Source organism: Deinococcus hopiensis KR-140 (assembly GCF_900176165.1).
GTDB lineage: Bacteria > Deinococcota > Deinococci > Deinococcales > Deinococcaceae > Deinococcus > Deinococcus hopiensis.
In genome coordinates this window covers 2,699,814-2,716,104 of sequence record NZ_FWWU01000009.1, presented here as the reverse complement: position 1 = coordinate 2,716,104, position 16,291 = coordinate 2,699,814, and the positions used below count along the sequence as shown (strand labels likewise).

Here is a 16,291-nt window from a genome sequence, read left to right as displayed (position 1 = left end):
AGCGGCGACGATTTTACCTGCCTCTCTGGGGCGGGCCGCCGGTGGTCAGCACTTCCAGGCGGCAGGGCAAATCGTTACGGCCGTGCTCACGGACCAGGTGGGTCGGGGCAGCGCGGGGCCTCAGCGGCGGACCTCGGTGAACGCCAGTACCCCGCCCTCCCGCGTCACGAGGGCGGTCTTGCCCCCTGCATGCCCTACCCCTCACGTCAGCCAGGATGTCCAGTCCGTGAAGTCTGGGACGGCCTGAACGGCTCCGGCGGCCAGCAGGGCTGGGGCGGTGGCCGTGGTGGTCAGCGCCACCACCGTGCAGCCCGCGCCCGCCGCGCTCCGCACTCCATTGACGGCGTCCTCGTGGGCCAGGCAGGTGTGGGGGTTGAGGCCCAGCAGCGCCGCCCCGCGCTCGAAGGGCTCGGGGTGCGGTTTGCCGCGCGTCACGTCTTCGCCCAGAATCCGGGGCCCGAAACGGTGGCCCAGGCCCAGCGCCTCCATCCCAAATTCCACATTTACCCGGTCCGCACTCGTGACCAGGGCGAAGGGAATGCCCCGTTCCTCCAGTGCTGTTAGGTAAGCGCTCAGGCCCTCCACCTCGCGCAGCGCCCCACGGGCGAGGTCACGGTAACGGCCCTCCTTGACCTCATGAAAGCGTGCGGCCAGCGCCTCGCTGGGGTACCGCCCGGTCAGGCGCTCGATGATCTCGGGATTGCGGCCCCCGTCCACCTTGGTGTCCAGATCGTGCTCGGTAAGCTGCAGGCCCAGGACCTCGGCGGCCACCTCCTGCCACGCCTGGCGGTGAAAGAGGTTGTTGGCGGTCAGCACGCCGTCCATGTCGAACAGCACGCCCGCTGGGCGGGTGGGAAGAGGCAGGGTCACGCTTCCCCTCCTTCCGGGCCATGCCCCAGGTCCGCGAGCAGCTCCCGGTAGAGCCGCGCCGCGTCCCGGCGCACGTCGTCCAGCGTTGCCTCCTCGGGGGCGAGGTCCAGGGCCACTTCCAGCGCTCCTTCCAGGACAGCCGCGTAGATGGGCCAGCGTCCTGCCGGAGCGGTGGGGAGCATGCCCGGTGTGTCCAGCCGCTCCAGAGCCGCCTCGGCTGCCTGACGTTCGGCGTCGCGTTTGCTGCGGCCCTCGCCCTGTCCGAGCGGATGCCCGCCCGTCAGGACCGTGACCTGGAAGTGGCGGTCGTGTGGCGGTCCCTCGGCCACCGCCTCGAAGGTGGGGGTGCCCAGCCCCAGCGTGAGGAGGCGCGCGATCAGGTCTCCCTTGGCGTTGGCGTTCATGGGGGTAGGGTAGCGTCTGGGACAGGCCACAGGACTCCGCCGTACATTCCGTCGGTGGTCAGCGTACGGTTCAGGCAGGGCAGAAAGAACTCGCCGTGACCGATCAACTCCCTGAGTACCCACCCCGCTCCGCCGCATGGAGGCAGATGCTCGCTGCTTGTGGCGCCCTCCTCAGCGGAGCGCTTCACGCCGGAGGGGAAGAGGCGGCCTGCATGCTTGGGAGCGTCAGCGTGAAGGGCCGCGACAATGTTGCCCGCAACCAGAGGAGCGTTCTTCACTGTCCCGGGCCTGCGGGTGCAGCCGGTACACGAAGCCCGCCCCATCCTCACGCTTGTAGGGGTTTTTGGCCTCGGTCCGCAGGTCCTCTTTCTCGGTGATTCACTGGAAGGCAGGTTCCGCCGTGGGGGTAGGGTACAGCGCGGGCCCCTCCTCCTGTGCGTGCCCGGTCAGGCGCTCCAGCAGTGCGTCAGCGTCGGGCCGGAGCCGGGCCACAGGGAGACCACCCCCCGTACCTGCCAGCCACCACGTCCTGTTCCAGCGTGGCGACTTCCTGACCGCCCAGCGCTCCACACCGGGCTCTCCTGCAGTGTGAAAAGGGCGGCGCTCGCCGCACCTTGTTCTCGGGGCGTCCGAACCGCCGCGGCAGGGCCGCTCCATGCCCCTGGCCCCGCGCTTGCGGCAGCACGTGGCCCACCACGCGCCTTTTCGTCCCGGTCCGCAGGGCGTCGTCCGGGTGTTCCCCTCGCCACGCCTGTCAGTCGGCGGCCCGTTTCTCCTCGGTCACGCCGTCCCAGAAACCAGGGGGAAAGTGCAGGGCGTCGTGGGTGCAGTAATCCGTGACCTGCACGTGGGCGAGGACAAGCGCGCCAACAGGTGCGGCGGGGAGGACGCTGCGTCCTCCCCGCTGGGGCGTAACCTGAAGTGTGCGCGCCCTGCTCCTTTCGCTGCTCCTGTTTTCCTCGCCCGCGCTGGCCCAGGCACAGCCCTCGCCGGTGCAGTCCGGTCAGGTCTGGATCCTGGCCGGCGTGACGGCCGATGGCGAGCAGTTTCGGAGCGTACTGCGCCTGACCCGCGAGGCCCCGAAAGGCCAGCCCTGGACCTACCGCGCCGACCGGGGAAGCCTGCTGTATGACGCGTCGGTGCCCTCGTTGGTGGCCTTGGATACGGTGGAGGCAAAAGCCGGAGGTCTGGCCCTCGCCTGCGTGAGTCTGTCGCCCGCGAAGGGCCAGACCTCCTGGCCGGGTGTCCTCGTCAGCGGTGGTCTGGCGCAAGTCTCGGCCCGCCTGGGAGACGCCTTCGGGGTGGCAAGCGTCGCCCGCACTCCCACGGACCTGAAGGCGGCTGCGGCAGAGCTTCGGCTGGGGACCTGCACGCTCACGCGGCGTTAGAGGAAAAGAGGCGGAAGAATAAGGCCGTAGACAGTTCGTCCATGCCCTCTTGCTCCCGGCCCCTTCGCCTCCTTATCGCCTTCCCTTCTTCCGCACCTTCTGCCCCGGAACCGTCGCCTGCTTGAACTCCTTGCCCTGCAGCTTGGCCTCGATGGCGCGGATCTGGTCCCGCAGGTTCGCTGCCCGCTCGAAGTCGAGGTCTTCCGACGCCTGCCACATCTCCAGTTCGAGGTCGGTGAGCTGCATGGTCAGCGAATCGCGGTCGTCCCCGAGGTTCTCGGAGCTAATCTCCTCGGGGACCTCCTCACCGCGAATCACGTTCCGCACGCCCTTGACAATGGTGGTGGGCGTGATGCCGTGCGCCAGGTTGTAGGCGATCTGCTTCTCGCGGCGGCGGGCCGTTTCCTCCATCGCCGAGTGCATGGCGGGCGTGACCGTGTCGCCGTACAGCACCACCTCGCCGTTCACGTTGCGGGCCGCGCGCCCGATGGTCTGAATAAGCGCCCGCTCCGAGCGCAGGAAGCCCGGCTTGTCCGCATCTAGAATCGCCACGAGCGACACTTCCGGCAGGTCCAGGCCCTCGCGCAGCAAGTTGATGCCGATCAGCACGTCGTAGTGCCCCAGCCGCAGGTCCCGGATGATGACCTGACGCTCCACCGAGTCGATGTCGGAGTGCATGTAGCGCGCCCGCACGCCCTTTTCCAGCAGGTACTCCGTCAGGTCTTCGGACATGCGTTTGGTCAGTGTGGTCACCAGCACGCGCTCGCCCTTTGCCGCCCGCTCGCGGATGCGTCCCAGCAGGTCTTCCACCTGGCCCTGAATCGGGCGGATGGAGACGGGCGGGTCCACCAGTCCGGTCGGGCGGATGATCTGATCGGCCACCGAGTCGCTGACCTCGCGCTCGTAGGGACCGGGGGTGGCGGAGACGAACACCGTCTGCCCGGTCTTCTCCAAAAACTCCTGGAAGTTGAGCGGGCGGTTGTCCATCGCGCTGGGCAGGCGGAAGCCGTAGTCCACCAGCGTCTGCTTGCGGGCGCGGTCGCCGTTCGCCATCCCGCCGATCTGCGGCACGGTCACGTGGGACTCGTCGATAAAGGTGATGAAGTCGTCGGGGAAGTAGTCCAGCATGGTGTACGGCATGGCCCCCGGCGCACGCCCGTCAATGTGCCGCGAGTAATTTTCGATGCCCGAGCAGTAGCCCAGCACCTTGAGCATCTCCAGATCGTAGAGGGTGCGTTCCTTGATGCGCTGGGCTTCCAGCAGCTTGCCCACCGACTTGAAGTATTCCAGGCGCTGGTCGAGCTCTTCTTGGATGGTCACGGTGGCCCGCTCGATGTTGCCGGCGCTGGAGACGTAGTGCTTGGCGGGATAGACCACCGTGGCGTCGAGTTCGGCCAGGCGGTCACCGGTCAGCGGATGCACCACGCTGATGCGGTCCACATCGTCGCCCCACAGCTCGATGCGGATGGGCTGCTCGTCGTAGGAGGGCCAGACCTCAATCAGCTCGCCCTTGGCCCGGAAGCGCCCCGCAGCCAGCTCAATATCGTTGCGCTCGTACTGCATCGTCACCAGCCGCCCCAGAATCTCGTCGCGGCTGACCTTCTCGCCCACCTTCAGGATCAGGTTCAGCGCCCGGTACTCGGCGGGGTCCCCCAGGCCGTAGATGCACGACACCGACGCCACCACGATGGTGTCGCGCCTCGTGAGCAGGTTGCGGGTGGTGGAGTGGCGGAGCCGCTCGATCTCCTGGTTGATTGCCGCGTCCTTCTCGATAAAGAGGTCCTTGCCGGGCACATACGCTTCGGGCTGGTAGTAGTCGTAGTACGAGATGAAGAACTCGACCGCCGAATCGGGAAAGAACTCGCGGAACTCCGAGGCGAGCTGGGCGGTGAGGATCTTGTTGGGGGCCATGATGAGGGCGGGGCGGCCGGTTTCCTCGATGACTTTGGCCATGGAGTAGGTCTTGCCGGTGCCCGTTGCCCCCAGGAGCGTCTGGAACCTCAGTCCCGAGTCCAGCCCGTCCACGAGACTGCGAATGGCGGTCGGCTGGTCTCCGGACGGCGTGAAATCGGACTTGACCCGTAGCATCCCTTCAGTTTACGCCGACAACGTAAGGAGAGTGTAGGCCGGATGGCGGGGGTCAGGCGAGGGTCTTGAGCAAGGCCCTGACCTCCGCCGTCGCTCCGCATCTGGGTGGCGCGTAGGCCTGCAAAGGCGCTGAGGACGCCAGACGCCTCAATCCGCCCTTCGTGGACAGCGCCGCGTATAGCGCGGGAGGTCCCATCCGGGCCACCCCGGACGGCTCTTTCCCAGATGCGGATGTTGCCCGCAGAGTTCACGGGGAATGACCCGCCAGAGGCACCGGTTGCGTTGTGGGCGCGGGAGAAGTTCCCGTTCAGAATCCTCCGCTCGCCGTCCAGCGCCTCCTGCAAACGCCGCAGCCACACCTCGCGCTCCACCCCCACCGAACCAGACTGCCAAGCCCGTCCAAATGCACCAGCGGCAGGCCGGTCCTGGCGACCACGCTGGCCACCAGGGTGCTTTTCCCCGCGCCAGGGCTGCCGGTGGCCAGAACGCAACGCGCTGCATGATGGGCAGGAGGAGAAGGCCAGGGCCAGGGCAATACACGCTGGGTGGCGCAGAGCTTCCTCACTCCGCCACCTCTCCCCCCAACGCCTCCCGCGCCGCGCCCAAAAAGGCCCGCACAATCGGCCCCCCGCCTTCTTCCTCGCGCCGCCACGCCGCCACGATGTCCACCAGAGGGGCGTCCTCCACCGGACGGTAGACCACGCCGGGCAGCGACAGGCGCTCGAAAAACTGGATGGGCAGAAACACGCCCAGTCCCGCCGCCACCAGCGACAGCAGCGTGGGAATCTCGATGGCCTCCTGAACGACGTTGGGCGTGTAACCCGCGGAGGCGCACCAGCGCATCACCTGATCGAAGTAGGTGGCCCGCAGGTGCCGGGGGAAGAAGACGAAGCGCTCGTCTTGCAGGTCTCCTATCCGTAATCTGCGCTTGCGTCCGAGAGGATGACCGGCGGGCAGCGCCGCCACCAGGGGTTGCCGCCACAGTGGCCGTGATTCCAGCCCCGGATCGCGCACCGGCAGCAGCAGCAGACCCACATCAATCTGCCCGCCACGCAGCGCCGATTCCTGCTCCTGGGCCGTCAGTTCGTGCAGGTCCACGGAGACGTTGGGGTACAGCTCCCGGAACGAGCGCACGATCTCCGGCAGGCCACCGAAGGCCAGGCCGCTGACGAAGCCCACCGTCAGCCGCCCGATCTCGCCCCGCGCGGCCCGCCGGGTGCGCTCCACCGTCTGTGCGGCCTGCGCGAGGGTGGCGCGCGCGCCGATCAGAAATTCCTGCCCGGCGGGGGTCAGCTGAACGCGCCGCGTGGTGCGCAGCACCAGCGGTACGCCCACCTCGTCCTCCAGGTTCTTAATGGAGTTTGATAGGGCCTGCTGCACCACGAACACGCGCTCGGCGGCCCGCCCGAAGTGTTCTTCCTCGGCGAGCGCGACGAAATGGCGGAGGTGGCGGAGTTCCATGCCCTGAGCCTAACGGGTGATGGCCGCCGCTGTTCTTCCCGTACCGTCTGGTCCAGGGGGCTGATCCTGCGGCGAGCCCTTCGGGGCGGCCCGCAGATCCAGCCATTCGCGGAGGGATTCGGGCACCCAGGTCGCAAACGCCAGCGTGTAGGAGGCGGACCAGGCAGGCAATGCCCGCCGCCGCACCTCCGCCAGCCGCGCCACGATGTTTTCGGGGCCCAGCGCCTTATCGCCGTCGGAAGAGAGCAGGTTCAGACCGGTCCAGCGTTCTGCCCACCGGGAATCCGGCGCGTTGATGCGGTACAGCTCCTCGTACCGGAGCGTCTCCTGCGCGGCCCGGCCGGTGGCCGCGGCGAAGTACCGCACCGGCGGGTCGCAGTCGCCGAGCAGGTTCACTTTTGCGCCGCACCCCTTGCAGGGAAAGGCGCCCACGTGGCCGTACCGGCTGCCGTGGTGGAGGAACGGTGCCCCGACCGTGAAGCGGTACCGCAGGATCGGTCCCTCGGTCACCATCACGCGGGGCCTCGGGAGCGAGCACAGCGGCGCAGGGTCACCATTTCCCGTGATGACTCCTGGGGCAGGCCAACCGGTTTCAGGAGGAGTATTCACGTCCCCAAGTGGTCAATTCCCTGACGATCTCCTGTTGGAAGCGGTGAATGCCCGGGCTTAGACTGAGCGCATGACCAAAGTGCCGCCGAAGCTGCCCCCGCGTTCGGGCCTGCCCCCTCATGAGCGCGAGAAGCTCAACACCGTTGAGACGCAGGAGTGGCTCGACTCGCTCGCCTACGTCTTCGCCAATGCGGGCGACGACCGCGCCGCGCAACTGCTCGAGGACCTCGACCACTACGCCTACTTTCACGGCGCGCCCATCCAGTTCAAGCAGAACACACCCTATATCAACACCATCGACGCCGACCAGCAGCCCGAGTACCCGGGCAATCTGGAGCTGGAGCGCAAGATCCGCAACGCGATTCGCTGGAACGCCGTGGCGATGGTGGTCAAGGCCAACAAGAAGAGCGACGGCATTGGCGGACACCTCTCCACCTACGCCAGTAGCGCCGAGCTGCTCGAAGTCGGTTTCAACCACTTCTTCCGGGGCCACGGCGCGGGGCCGGACCGGGACCTCATCTTCTTCCAGGGGCACGCCAGCCCCGGGGTGTATGCCCGCTCGTTCCTCGAAGGCCGCTTCGGCGAGGGCGATCTGAACCGCTTTCGCCGCGAGCTGAGCAAGGATGGCCCGGGCCTCTCGTCCTATCCACACCCCTGGCTGATGCCCAGCTACTGGGAGTTCCCCACGGTCAGTATGGGTCTGGGTCCCATTCAGGCGATCTATCAGGCGCGCTACATCAAGTATCTGGAAAACCGTGGCCTAAAGCCCAAGGGCAACGCCAAGGTCTGGGCTTTCCTGGGTGACGGCGAGATGGACGAGCCGCAGAGCATCGGTGCGTTGCGTTTTGCCGCCTACGAGAACCTCGACAACATCGTGTTCGTGCTCAACGCCAATCTCCAGCGCCTCGACGGCCCGGTGCGCGCCAACTCCAAGGTCATTCAGGAGTTCGAGGCCCTGTTCCGGGGCGCGGGTTGGAACGTCATCAAGGTGGTGTGGGACTCCAAGTGGGACGAGCTGCTGAGGAAGGACTACAACGGCACCATCGTCAAGCGCTTCGAGGCGCTGGTGGACGGTGAGTCCCAGCGCTACGCGGCCTTCGGCGGTAAGGAATTGCGCGAGAAGTTCTTCAACACGCCCGAGCTGCGCGCCCTGATCGAAGGCTGGACGGACGCGGACCTCGAACTGCTCAACCGGGGTGGGCACGATATCCACAAGATCTACGCCGCCTATGCCTCGGCCGTAAAGCACGAGGGCAGCCCGACCGTCATCATCGCCCGCACAGTTAAGGGTTACGGTCTGGGCGAGACGGCGCAGGCGCGCAATGTGGCCCACCAGGTCAAGAAGTTGGAATTCGATGCCCTGAAGAACCTGCGGGACCTGCTGGAACTGCCCCTGACCGACGAGCAGGTGGAGCGTCTCGACTTTTACAACCCCGGCCCCGACAGTGCCGAAATCAAATACATGCTGGAACGCCGCGCGGAGCTGGGCGGCTTCGTGCCCGAGCGACAGGTGAATTACCCGCACCCCACCGTGCCGACCGGCGAGTTCTACGAGGAATTCGCGGCGGGCAGCAAGGGCCGCACCGTCAGCACCACCATGGCCGCCGTGCAGATCATGAGCAAGCTGTTGCGCGACAAGGAAATCGGCAAGCTGATCGTGCCCATCGTGCCCGACGAGGCCCGCACCTTCGGCATGGACGCGCTTGTGCCGCGCATCGGTATCTACTCGCCCCGTGGGCAGACCTACCAGCCGGTGGACTTCGGCTCCCTGATGGCCTACAAGGAAGCCAAAGACGGCCAGATGCTGGAAGAAGGCATCACGGAAGACGGGGCGATGGCCTCGTGGATCGCCGCCGCCACCTCCTACGCCAACCACGGCGTGCCCACCATTCCCTTCTACGTCTTCTACTCCATGTTCGGGATGCAGCGCATCGGGGACCTCGTTTGGGCGGCGGCGGACCAGCGCGCCCGCGGTTTCCTCTTTGGCGCAACGGCGGGCCGCACCACCCTGGCGGGGGAGGGACTCCAGCACCAGGACGGCAACAGCCTCCTCCAGGCGTATGTGGTGCCCAACCTCAAGGTGTACGACCCGGCTTTCGCCTACGAACTTGCGGTGATCGTGGAAGCGGGCATTCAGCGCATGTACGTGGACGGTATGGACGAGTTCTACTACGTCACCCTCGACAATGAGAACGAAGTGCAGCCCGCCATGCCGAATGACGGACGCACCCACCAGGAGATTCACGACGGCATCCTGAAGGGCATGTACCGTTTCCAGCGAAGCGAAAACACCAAAGCCAAGCTGAAAGCCCAGATTCTCGCCAGTGGACCGGCCATGGGCGCGGCGCAAGAAGCCGTGGGGATGCTCGAAACCTACGGTGTAGCGGCAGACATCTGGTCCGTGACGAGCTACAAGGAGCTGCACCAGGACGCCCTCGCCGTGCAGCGCCACAACATGCTGCACCCCACCGAGGAGCCGCGCGTGCCCTACGTGGCGCAGCAGCTGAGCAAGGAGAATGCTCCCGGCGTGCTGATCTCGGTAAGCGACTACGTGAAGCTCGGCGCGGACGGCCTGAACGGGCACCTGGAACGCAAGTTGTGGACGCTGGGGACCGACGGCTTCGGCCGCAGTGAAGCCCGCGAGGAACTGCGCGACTTCTTCGAGGTGGACGCGCGGTACGTGACCCTCGCCACCCTGTATGCCCTCCAGCGTGACGGCAAGGTCAAGGGCGACGTGGTGGCAAGGGCCATTGCGGAACTGGGGATCGACCCGGAGCGCGTGGCACCCGTCTTGCGCTGACGCACGCAGAGGGCTGAGCGCCGAGAGCAAGGGGCCATCTGCCCCAGCTTGAACGCCTCGCCTTCTGCTCTCTGCCATTCGCCCTCTGCATCACTTCCAAGGAGTCCCAACATGGCAACTGAACTCAAACTCCCCGACGTGGGCGACAACATCGAGCAGGGCACCGTCGTCACCGTGCTCGTCAAACCCGGTGACACGATTGCTGAAGGCCAGCCCATCATCGAGATCGAGACCGACAAGGCCGTGGTGGAGGTGCCCGCCACCGCTGCCGGAACCGTGGAAGCGGTGAGCGTGAACGTAGGCGACACCGTAGCCGTTGGGGGCGTGATTCTGACGCTGGGCGGTGGTGCGGGCGCAGCCCCGACGCCGAACGCGGGCAGTCAGATGGGAGATGGGGGCACGCCCCCGCCCGATATGCCCTCAGCAGAGCCGGACGCGCCTGCGGTGTCCAGTGACGCGGCAACGGCCAACCGTGTCGCACAGGCCCAGCAGGAGTCGCAGAAGGAGCAGGCGGGGGGAGCGGCCAGCGGGCAGCAGGCGGCAATCAGCGCTCCGGCGAGCAGCAGCGGCACCGAGGTCACCTTGCCCGATGTGGGCGACAACATCGAGCAGGGGACCGTCGTTACCGTGCTCGTCAAGCCGGGCGACACCATCTCCGAGGGCCAGCCGATCGTTGAGATCGAGACGGACAAGGCGGTGGTGGAGGTTCCTGCGGCGGCGGCGGGCACTGTTCAAACCGTGAACGTCAAGGAAGGCGACACGGTGAAGGTGGGCGGCGTGTTGCTGACGCTGGGCGCTGGGCAGCTTCCCTCCACACCAGCCGTTTCCGCGCCCGCTTCAGCGCCCGCATCTGTGGTCCAGACCTCGGCGGCACCGGCGCAGGGGGCAGCCGCCGACCAGGGCGTGGACAGCCTCCGTCCCCAGACTGCAGCGGGCGATACGCCCACCGCACCCACCCAGGCGCCCGGGGCCCAGCGGCCTTACGACACCAAGACCTACGATGGCCGTCCCGTCATCCCCGCCGCCCCCAGCGTCCGCCGCCTCGCGCGGGAGATGCACGTGGACATTCATACCGTTCGTGGCACGGGCATCGCCGGGCGCATCAGCGAGGAAGACGTGCGGCGGACGGCGGGGACGCCCACGGTGCACCCAGCGGCCAGCGGCCAGCAGCCGGTGGTCAGCGCTCAGGCTCCGGCCGCTGCCTCCGCGCCCGTTGCTGCCGCCTCCCTGCCGAACTTCGAGAAGTGGGGCAGCGTGCGCCGAGAGGACATGAGCGGCATCCGCAAGGCGACGGTGCGCTCCATGACAGCCTCGTGGACCACCATCCCCATGGTCACCCACTTTGACAAGGCGGACGTGACCCGGATGGAAGAAACCCGCAAGGCGTTTGCGGCGCGGGTGGAGAAGGCGGGCGGCAAGCTCACCATGACCCACATCCTGATGAAGGTGGTGGCGAACGCCCTGCGCAAGTTCCCGAAGTTCGGCGCGTCGCTGGACCTCGGCGCGCAGCAGGTGGTCTACAAGGACTACGTGAACCTCGGCGTGGCGGTGGACACGCCCCAGGGCCTCCTGGTGCCTGTGCTGAAGGACGCCGACCGCAAGAGCATCACCGACATGGTGCTCGAGCTCAACGAACTCGCCGGAAAGGCCCGCGAGCGCAAGCTCAAGCCTGACGAAATGCAGGGCGCGACGTTCACCATCTCCAACCTCGGCGGTATCGGTGGCCACGCTTTCACGCCCATTGTGAATGCCCCGGAAGTCGCCATCCTGGGGGTATCGCGCGGCGGGATTGAGCCCGTGTGGAACAGGGAGACGGGGGCGTTCGAGCCCCGCAACATGCTGCCCCTGTCGCTGACGTACGACCACCGCCTTATCGACGGGGCCGACGCGGCGCGCTTCGTGCGGTTTATCTGCGAGTCGCTGGAAGATCCGTTTCTGATCAGCCTGTAGCGCTCCGCCTTCAGCTCCAGGCAAGACCCCCTCCCCAGGTTCGGGAGGGGGTCTTTTGTTCCCGCACTTCTGCGCCTGCTACAGGCTCCGCCGCGCGTCCTCGCTGTCGTCCACCTCGGCCTTCAGTTCACTGGGTGCGCCGGGGGGCAGGTCACCGGGCTGTTCGCCGACGTGGGGCACGCTCTTTTGGCTGGGCGGCGTGTAGCCGGGGTTGGGGTCAAGGGCGGCCTGGCGACGTTCCTGAGCAGTTGCCATGCTGCCCATGACGCCCATGCCCGGGGCCATGGGCGCCACCAGGTCCATCGGCGTGTCTGCGGACATGCCCAGGCCGTCCACCGTCTGCGCGCCTGCAAACTCAGGCGTGCTCTGCAGCACCTGCTCCATTCGCGCCGGGTCCCGGGTGGCGAGGTGATCAAACTGCCCCGTCACTTCCTTGGGATCCGGTACGTGGGGCGCCTGGTACTTGCCCTCGTCGGCGCCGGCTACGCGGTCCTCGGGTGGAGTGCTCGTGTAGTGCTCCTCGTGGTGATCCTTGCGGTCCGGCATCTGGTAGCCGGTCTTGTAGTCGGGCGTACCGCTGATCTCGTTGATCTGCGTACCGTCCGCCGGAGCGTGGTCGGGCCGTCCGTCACGGTCACTGGGGTCACTGTTCATGCCCCAGTCTCTCGTGTGGGCGTGTGCGGCGCATTCCGGCTTTCTTCAGGCGGGCTTAGGCCCTCAGCCTCGTCAGAACGGCGAGGTGGCCTTCCTCTTTTGCGAGGCAAGCGGCGCCGCGTCCATCCTCGGTGCGGGCTGTCGGGTCTGCTCCCGCCGCAAGTAGCGCCTCTACCAACGCTGCATTGCCGTTCTGGGCGGCGCTCATCAGCGGCGTGAAACCGCCATGCTGCGCCGCGTTGACCTCCGCGCCCGCGTTCAACAACCGCAGCGCGATGGCCGTGTGGTTGCCGGCTGCCGCCGAATGCAGGGGCTGAACGCGCATCGCGTTCTCGCTCGCCTGATTCACGTCTGCCCCGCGCGCGAGCAGCTCTTCCGCCACCGACTCCTGCCCAAAGAAGGCCGCCAATCCCAGAGGCGAGAAGCCGTCCGGGCTGAAGGTGTTCACGAGGCCTGGCGCTGCGTCCAAATGTTCCCGCAAGGCCGCGAGTTGCCCGGTGGCCGCCGCCTCGAACACGCTCAGGGGTGCGCCCGCCGCCAGCAACACGCGCAGCACGTCCAGCCGTCCGTAATACGTGGCGAACAGCGCGGGCGAGAGGCCCGTGGGGCTGGTGGCGGTGAGCAGCGCCGGGTTCTCCGTCACCAGCCGCCGCACCTCCTCCGACTGGTTGGCATGGATGGCCTGGAAAAGTTCACTGGCGTCCACCGTTTCAGCCGCGTGCCCGAATGACAACTGCAATGCCCATACCGCCGCCGATGCACAGGCTTGCCACGCCTGTCTCCTTGCCGCCGCGCCGCAGGGCGTGAATCAGCGTCACGAGTACCCGTGCCCCCGACGCACCGATGGGGTGGCCCAGGGCAATCGCGCCGCCCGTCACGTTGACCTGCGCCGGGTCCACGCCAAGGTCCCGCACCACGGCGAGGCTCTGGGCCGCAAACGCCTCGTTCAGCTCAAAGAGGTCCACGTCGCCCACCACCATGCCCGCACGCTCCAGCGCCAGGGGCACCGCCTTCGCTGGACCGATGCCCATAACCTTCGGGTCCACTCCGGTGGCCGCGTAGCCGATGAGTTCAGCCAACACGGGGAGACCATTCGCCCGCGCGTATTCCTCCGTCGCCACGGTCAGCATCGCCGCGCCGTCGTTCAGGCCCGAGGCGTTGCCCGCCGTCACGGTGCCGTCCTTCTTGAAGGCGGGCTTGAGTTTGGCGAGCGCGTCCGTCGTCGTGCCGGGGCGCACATGTTCGTCGCGCTCAAAGAGGGTGGGCCCCTTCTTGCCAGGCACCTCCACCGGCACCACCTCGTCCACGAACGCGCCGAACTCGATGGCCGCTGCCGCCCGGCGCTGGCTCTCGGCGGCGAAGGCGTCCTGCTCCTCGCGCGACAGATTCCACGCCTCAGCGATGTTCTCCGCCGTGATGCCCATATGCACGTCGTGGAACGCGTCCGTCAGGCCTTCGGACAGGATGGAATCGGGCGCCTGCCCGTGCCCGAGCCGCAGGCCTTGGCGGACCCGGGGCAGCAGGTAAGGTGCGCGGCTCATGCTCTCGGTGCCGCCCGCGAGGTACAGCTGACCGTCGCCCGAGCGCAGGCCCTGCACGGCGCTGATAACCGATTGCAGTCCCGAGCCGCACACGCGGTTGACCGTCTGACCGGGAACGTGATGGGGGAGGCCTGCTCCCAGCGCGATTTGCCGCGCCACGTTCATGCCCTGTCCGGCCTGAAGGACGTTGCCCACGATCACATCGGCAATGTCGTCTCCGGGAACGCCTTCCAGCACAGCCCTTGCCGCCGTGATCCCCAGATCCACCGCTGAAACGCCTTCCAGAGACCCCAGAAAGCCGCCGATGGGTGTGCGCCGCGCCGCCGTGATGACCAGAGGTTGCATAGACACATTCTAGCGGTGAGACGTTACTTTCCCGTTCGCCCCGTCCGCCAGACCGCCCACATCAGCAGCGGTTGCAGGGGCAATCGCGCCCACAGCACCCAGGCCGGAAGAGGCTGAAACTGCTGAGTCTCCTGCGCCATATACACGTTCGCCGGAAACACGGCCACGAGCAGGGCGAGCAGACCGAGTCGGGCGGCAGGCCGCGTGGCAGGATGAAGGAGGCCCAGCCCCCCGGCGATCTCCGCTGCGCCGCTGAGCAGGGTGGCCGTCCGCGCGGGCAGGGGCAGGCCAGGCGGAACGATGCGGTCAAAGCCCTGCGGCTTTAGGAAGTGCAGCGCGCCCGCGCCGACAAACAGGGCCGCAAGGCGCAGGACGCCGGGCGTGGGACGGGGGAGTTCTTCTCGAGGCATGGGGTGCTCCTGGCAGGCTTCAGGCGAGCGGCGCGACGTGGGGGTGCGCGCAAGGATGCCCGTGCCGTGCATCTCGACGCGCCGCTTCCCGCTGCCAGCCCCGAGAACGGGCGTGGGTCAGGGCTTCATTCAGCAGGGTCACTCCCATCCTGACTTCACGCCCCTGCGGCGCAACGCATAGGCGGGCAACGTAGACCAGGGCGAGCGGGAGAGCCGCTCTCCTGATGCGGCTCCCCCAGAGCGGTGACGCACCGGCAGGTGTTGTGATGCGCGTGGGCAGCGCTCGATCACAGCCGTGGCAGGGTCACGCCCGTCTGGCCCTGGTACTTGCCCTGGCGGTCCCCGTACGTGACTTCGGGACGCTCACCTTCAAAGAAGAGCAGCTGCACGCAGCCCTCATTCGCGTACATCTTGGCGGGAAGTGGAGTGGTGTTGGAAAACTCCAGGGTAACGTGGCCTTCCCAGCCAGGCTCTAGGGGCGTGACATTCGCGACGATGCCGACTCTTGCGTAGGTACTTTTCCCCAAAGCCACCACCATGACGTTGTTGGGAATTCGCATGTATTCTACGCTGCGGGCCAGCACAAAGGAATTGGGCGGAATGATGATTTCCGGAGCCTGGATATCAATAAAGGCGCGGTTGTCAAAGGCTTTAGGGTCCACGATCGTATTGCCGTGCGCGTTGGTAAACACCTTCCACTCGTCGGCGCAGCGCAGGTCGTAGCCGAAGGAACTCAGGCCGTAGGAGATGACGTGGCCGTTCTCGGCGGTGCGGACGAGGCGGTCCTCGAAGGGGGTGATCATGCCCGCGAGGGCCAGTTCGCGGATACGCCAGTCGGGCAGAATGCTCATGGTCCGCATGGTAGCGGGCAGCGGAGGTCAGACGCTCTCGGGACATTCCCCCAGTGACGATGAAGCCGGAGCCGACTGCCCATGAGGGGCCCAGAGCGTTAGCCTGCGGGCATGAGGGTGGCCGTCATCAGCGATGTTCATGGCAATGCGTTCGCGCTGGAGGCAGTGCTGCGCGAGGTCCGGGCCGCCGCGCCCGATCTGCTCGTCAATCTGGGCGACCAGATCGAGGGCACGGCAGACCCGGCCCGCGCCGCCACCGCGCAACGTGAGCTCGCGCAGACCGGAGCGCTGGAAGTGCGCGGCAACAACGAGGAAAAGCTGTGGCCGGGCGGACGGCGCTCGCCCCTGTCGCGAGAATTCGGGACCTGGCTGGAGAGGCAGTTGGACCCACCCGACCTCGCGCGCCTCGCCACCCTGCCCCTGACGGCCCGGGCGCTGGACGGTGCGCTGCTGGCCTGCCACGGCACCCCGGAGAGCGCCTGGGACAGCCTGCTGTGGGTCTGGCAACCCGAGGGTGAGGGTCAGGGCTTTTACCGTTCGCGCGATCCCCGTGAATTGAGGGCGCTGTTGGAACCGCTTGAAGCCGAGGTGGTGTTGTGCGGCCACACGCACCGCGCCGGAGCCACCCGGATAGGTGACACGCTGGTGGTCAACGCCGGGTCCATCAGCGATCAGGCCGACGGTGATCCCCGCGCCCGCTGGACGCTGCTGACCCGTCGGCCAGACGGATGGAGCGTGGCCTTTCGCGCCGTGCCATACGACATCGAGGCCGCTGTGCGCTGGTCCGAGACGTACAGCCCTTACGGGGCGTTCGAGGCGCACCTGCTGCGCTCGGCCACCCTGGAAGGCCGGGGCGAGACGCTTATTCCTCCTTCCTGAGCTGCTTCGGCGAATCCGGCAGACGCCTCCACGCCCGGATC

The 16,291-nt window shown here is 67.2% G+C and carries 16 protein-coding genes; 4 read left to right on the top strand and 12 right to left on the bottom strand.

Annotation, left to right across the window (positions count from 1 at the left end; all coding sequences use genetic code 11):
- Window positions 1–201: 201 nt before the first annotated feature.
- From B9A95_RS26630 to B9A95_RS32730, 3 genes are read right to left on the bottom strand one after another with little or no spacing between them, the layout of a single operon-like run.
- On the bottom strand, window positions 202–870 hold the full coding sequence (locus tag B9A95_RS26630; RefSeq protein WP_084050004.1) for an HAD family hydrolase: 669 nt from the start codon (window positions 868–870) through the stop codon (window positions 202–204).
- Window positions 867–1,274, bottom strand: a complete 408-nt coding sequence (locus B9A95_RS26625; RefSeq protein WP_084050003.1) for a putative dsRNA-binding protein — start codon at window positions 1,272–1,274, stop codon at window positions 867–869. Before B9A95_RS26625 ends, B9A95_RS26630 begins: the two co-directional genes overlap by 4 nt.
- Window positions 1,271–1,552: a hypothetical protein gene (locus B9A95_RS32730; protein ID WP_139806994.1), complete on the bottom strand. Its 282-nt coding sequence runs from the start codon at window positions 1,550–1,552 to the stop codon at window positions 1,271–1,273. The genes B9A95_RS26625 and B9A95_RS32730 overlap by 4 nt, the downstream gene beginning before the upstream one ends.
- A 645-nt stretch (window positions 1,553–2,197) precedes the next feature.
- Here B9A95_RS32730 and B9A95_RS26620 point away from each other — a divergent pair.
- Complete coding sequence (locus tag B9A95_RS26620) at window positions 2,198–2,662, top strand: hypothetical protein (RefSeq protein WP_084050002.1); 465 nt, start codon at window positions 2,198–2,200, stop codon at window positions 2,660–2,662.
- A 72-nt stretch (window positions 2,663–2,734) separates the two neighbouring features.
- Here B9A95_RS26620 and uvrB read toward each other — a convergent pair whose 3' ends face one another.
- The 3 genes from uvrB to B9A95_RS26605 all read right to left on the bottom strand — a co-directional run bounded on the left by uvrB (window position 2,735) and on the right by B9A95_RS26605 (window position 6,727).
- Window positions 2,735–4,750, bottom strand: coding sequence for an excinuclease ABC subunit UvrB (uvrB, locus tag B9A95_RS26615; protein ID WP_084050001.1), 2,016 nt, complete (start codon window positions 4,748–4,750; stop codon window positions 2,735–2,737).
- 561 nt (window positions 4,751–5,311) lie between these two features.
- Window positions 5,312–6,211: a LysR family transcriptional regulator gene (locus tag B9A95_RS26610; protein ID WP_084050000.1), complete on the bottom strand. Its 900-nt coding sequence runs from the start codon at window positions 6,209–6,211 to the stop codon at window positions 5,312–5,314.
- 9 nt (window positions 6,212–6,220) lie between these two features.
- Window positions 6,221–6,727 carry a hypothetical protein gene (locus tag B9A95_RS26605; RefSeq protein WP_139806993.1) on the bottom strand — a complete coding sequence of 169 codons (507 nt, stop codon included), beginning with the start codon at window positions 6,725–6,727 and terminating at the stop codon, window positions 6,221–6,223.
- Window positions 6,728–6,890: 163 nt separating this feature from the next.
- Here B9A95_RS26605 and aceE point away from each other — a divergent pair, with 163 nt between their 5' ends.
- Together aceE and aceF are read left to right on the top strand one after the other, a co-directional pair.
- Window positions 6,891–9,620: a pyruvate dehydrogenase (acetyl-transferring), homodimeric type gene (gene aceE / locus B9A95_RS26600; RefSeq protein ID WP_084049998.1), complete on the top strand. Its 2,730-nt coding sequence runs from the start codon at window positions 6,891–6,893 to the stop codon at window positions 9,618–9,620.
- 111 nt (window positions 9,621–9,731) lie between these two features.
- On the top strand, window positions 9,732–11,570 hold the full coding sequence (aceF, locus tag B9A95_RS26595; RefSeq protein WP_084049997.1) for a dihydrolipoyllysine-residue acetyltransferase: 1,839 nt from the start codon (window positions 9,732–9,734) through the stop codon (window positions 11,568–11,570).
- Between the two features lie 78 nt (window positions 11,571–11,648).
- On the opposite strand, the gene B9A95_RS26590 is transcribed toward aceF, so the two are convergent.
- The 6 genes from B9A95_RS26590 to dcd all read right to left on the bottom strand — a co-directional run bounded on the left by B9A95_RS26590 (window position 11,649) and on the right by dcd (window position 15,371).
- On the bottom strand, window positions 11,649–12,224 hold the full coding sequence (locus B9A95_RS26590) for a hypothetical protein (RefSeq protein WP_084049996.1): 576 nt from the start codon (window positions 12,222–12,224) through the stop codon (window positions 11,649–11,651).
- 55 nt (window positions 12,225–12,279) lie between these two features.
- Window positions 12,280–12,957 (bottom strand): ankyrin repeat domain-containing protein, encoded by a 678-nt coding sequence (locus B9A95_RS26585; RefSeq protein WP_245808505.1) that lies wholly within the window; start codon window positions 12,955–12,957, stop codon window positions 12,280–12,282.
- Window positions 12,935–14,110 carry a thiolase family protein gene (locus B9A95_RS26580; protein WP_084049995.1) on the bottom strand — a complete coding sequence of 392 codons (1,176 nt, stop codon included), beginning with the start codon at window positions 14,108–14,110 and terminating at the stop codon, window positions 12,935–12,937. The genes B9A95_RS26585 and B9A95_RS26580 overlap by 23 nt, the downstream gene beginning before the upstream one ends.
- A 23-nt stretch (window positions 14,111–14,133) precedes the next feature.
- A complete protein-coding gene (locus B9A95_RS26575) occupies window positions 14,134–14,520 on the bottom strand; it encodes a DoxX family protein (protein ID WP_084050997.1) in 387 nt (128 codons plus the stop codon).
- Window positions 14,521–14,539: 19 nt separating this feature from the next.
- Window positions 14,540–14,662, bottom strand: coding sequence for a hypothetical protein (locus B9A95_RS36435; RefSeq protein ID WP_281255897.1), 123 nt, complete (start codon window positions 14,660–14,662; stop codon window positions 14,540–14,542).
- 145 nt (window positions 14,663–14,807) lie between these two features.
- Window positions 14,808–15,371, bottom strand: coding sequence for a dCTP deaminase (gene dcd, locus B9A95_RS26570; RefSeq protein WP_084049994.1), 564 nt, complete (start codon window positions 15,369–15,371; stop codon window positions 14,808–14,810).
- 111 nt (window positions 15,372–15,482) lie between these two features.
- Between dcd and B9A95_RS26565 the strand changes: the two genes are divergently transcribed.
- Window positions 15,483–16,250, top strand: a complete 768-nt coding sequence (locus B9A95_RS26565; protein WP_084049993.1) for a metallophosphoesterase family protein — start codon at window positions 15,483–15,485, stop codon at window positions 16,248–16,250.
- The last annotated feature ends 41 nt before the right edge of the window (window positions 16,251–16,291 follow it).

Coding starts and splice junctions, on each gene's coding strand:
- B9A95_RS26590 (WP_084049996.1), bottom strand. CDS start 12,224: ATGAACAGTGACCCCAGTGACCGTGACGGACGGCCCGACCACGCTCCG.
- aceE (WP_084049998.1), top strand. CDS start 6,891: ATGACCAAAGTGCCGCCGAAGCTGCCCCCGCGTTCGGGCCTGCCCCCT.
- uvrB (WP_084050001.1), bottom strand. CDS start 4,750: ATGCTACGGGTCAAGTCCGATTTCACGCCGTCCGGAGACCAGCCGACC.
- dcd (WP_084049994.1), bottom strand. CDS start 15,371: ATGAGCATTCTGCCCGACTGGCGTATCCGCGAACTGGCCCTCGCGGGC.
- B9A95_RS26580 (WP_084049995.1), bottom strand. CDS start 14,110: ATGCAACCTCTGGTCATCACGGCGGCGCGGCGCACACCCATCGGCGGC.
- B9A95_RS26575 (WP_084050997.1), bottom strand. CDS start 14,520: ATGCCTCGAGAAGAACTCCCCCGTCCCACGCCCGGCGTCCTGCGCCTT.
- aceF (WP_084049997.1), top strand. CDS start 9,732: ATGGCAACTGAACTCAAACTCCCCGACGTGGGCGACAACATCGAGCAG.
- B9A95_RS26565 (WP_084049993.1), top strand. CDS start 15,483: ATGAGGGTGGCCGTCATCAGCGATGTTCATGGCAATGCGTTCGCGCTG.
- B9A95_RS26625 (WP_084050003.1), bottom strand. CDS start 1,274: ATGAACGCCAACGCCAAGGGAGACCTGATCGCGCGCCTCCTCACGCTG.
- B9A95_RS26610 (WP_084050000.1), bottom strand. CDS start 6,211: ATGGAACTCCGCCACCTCCGCCATTTCGTCGCGCTCGCCGAGGAAGAA.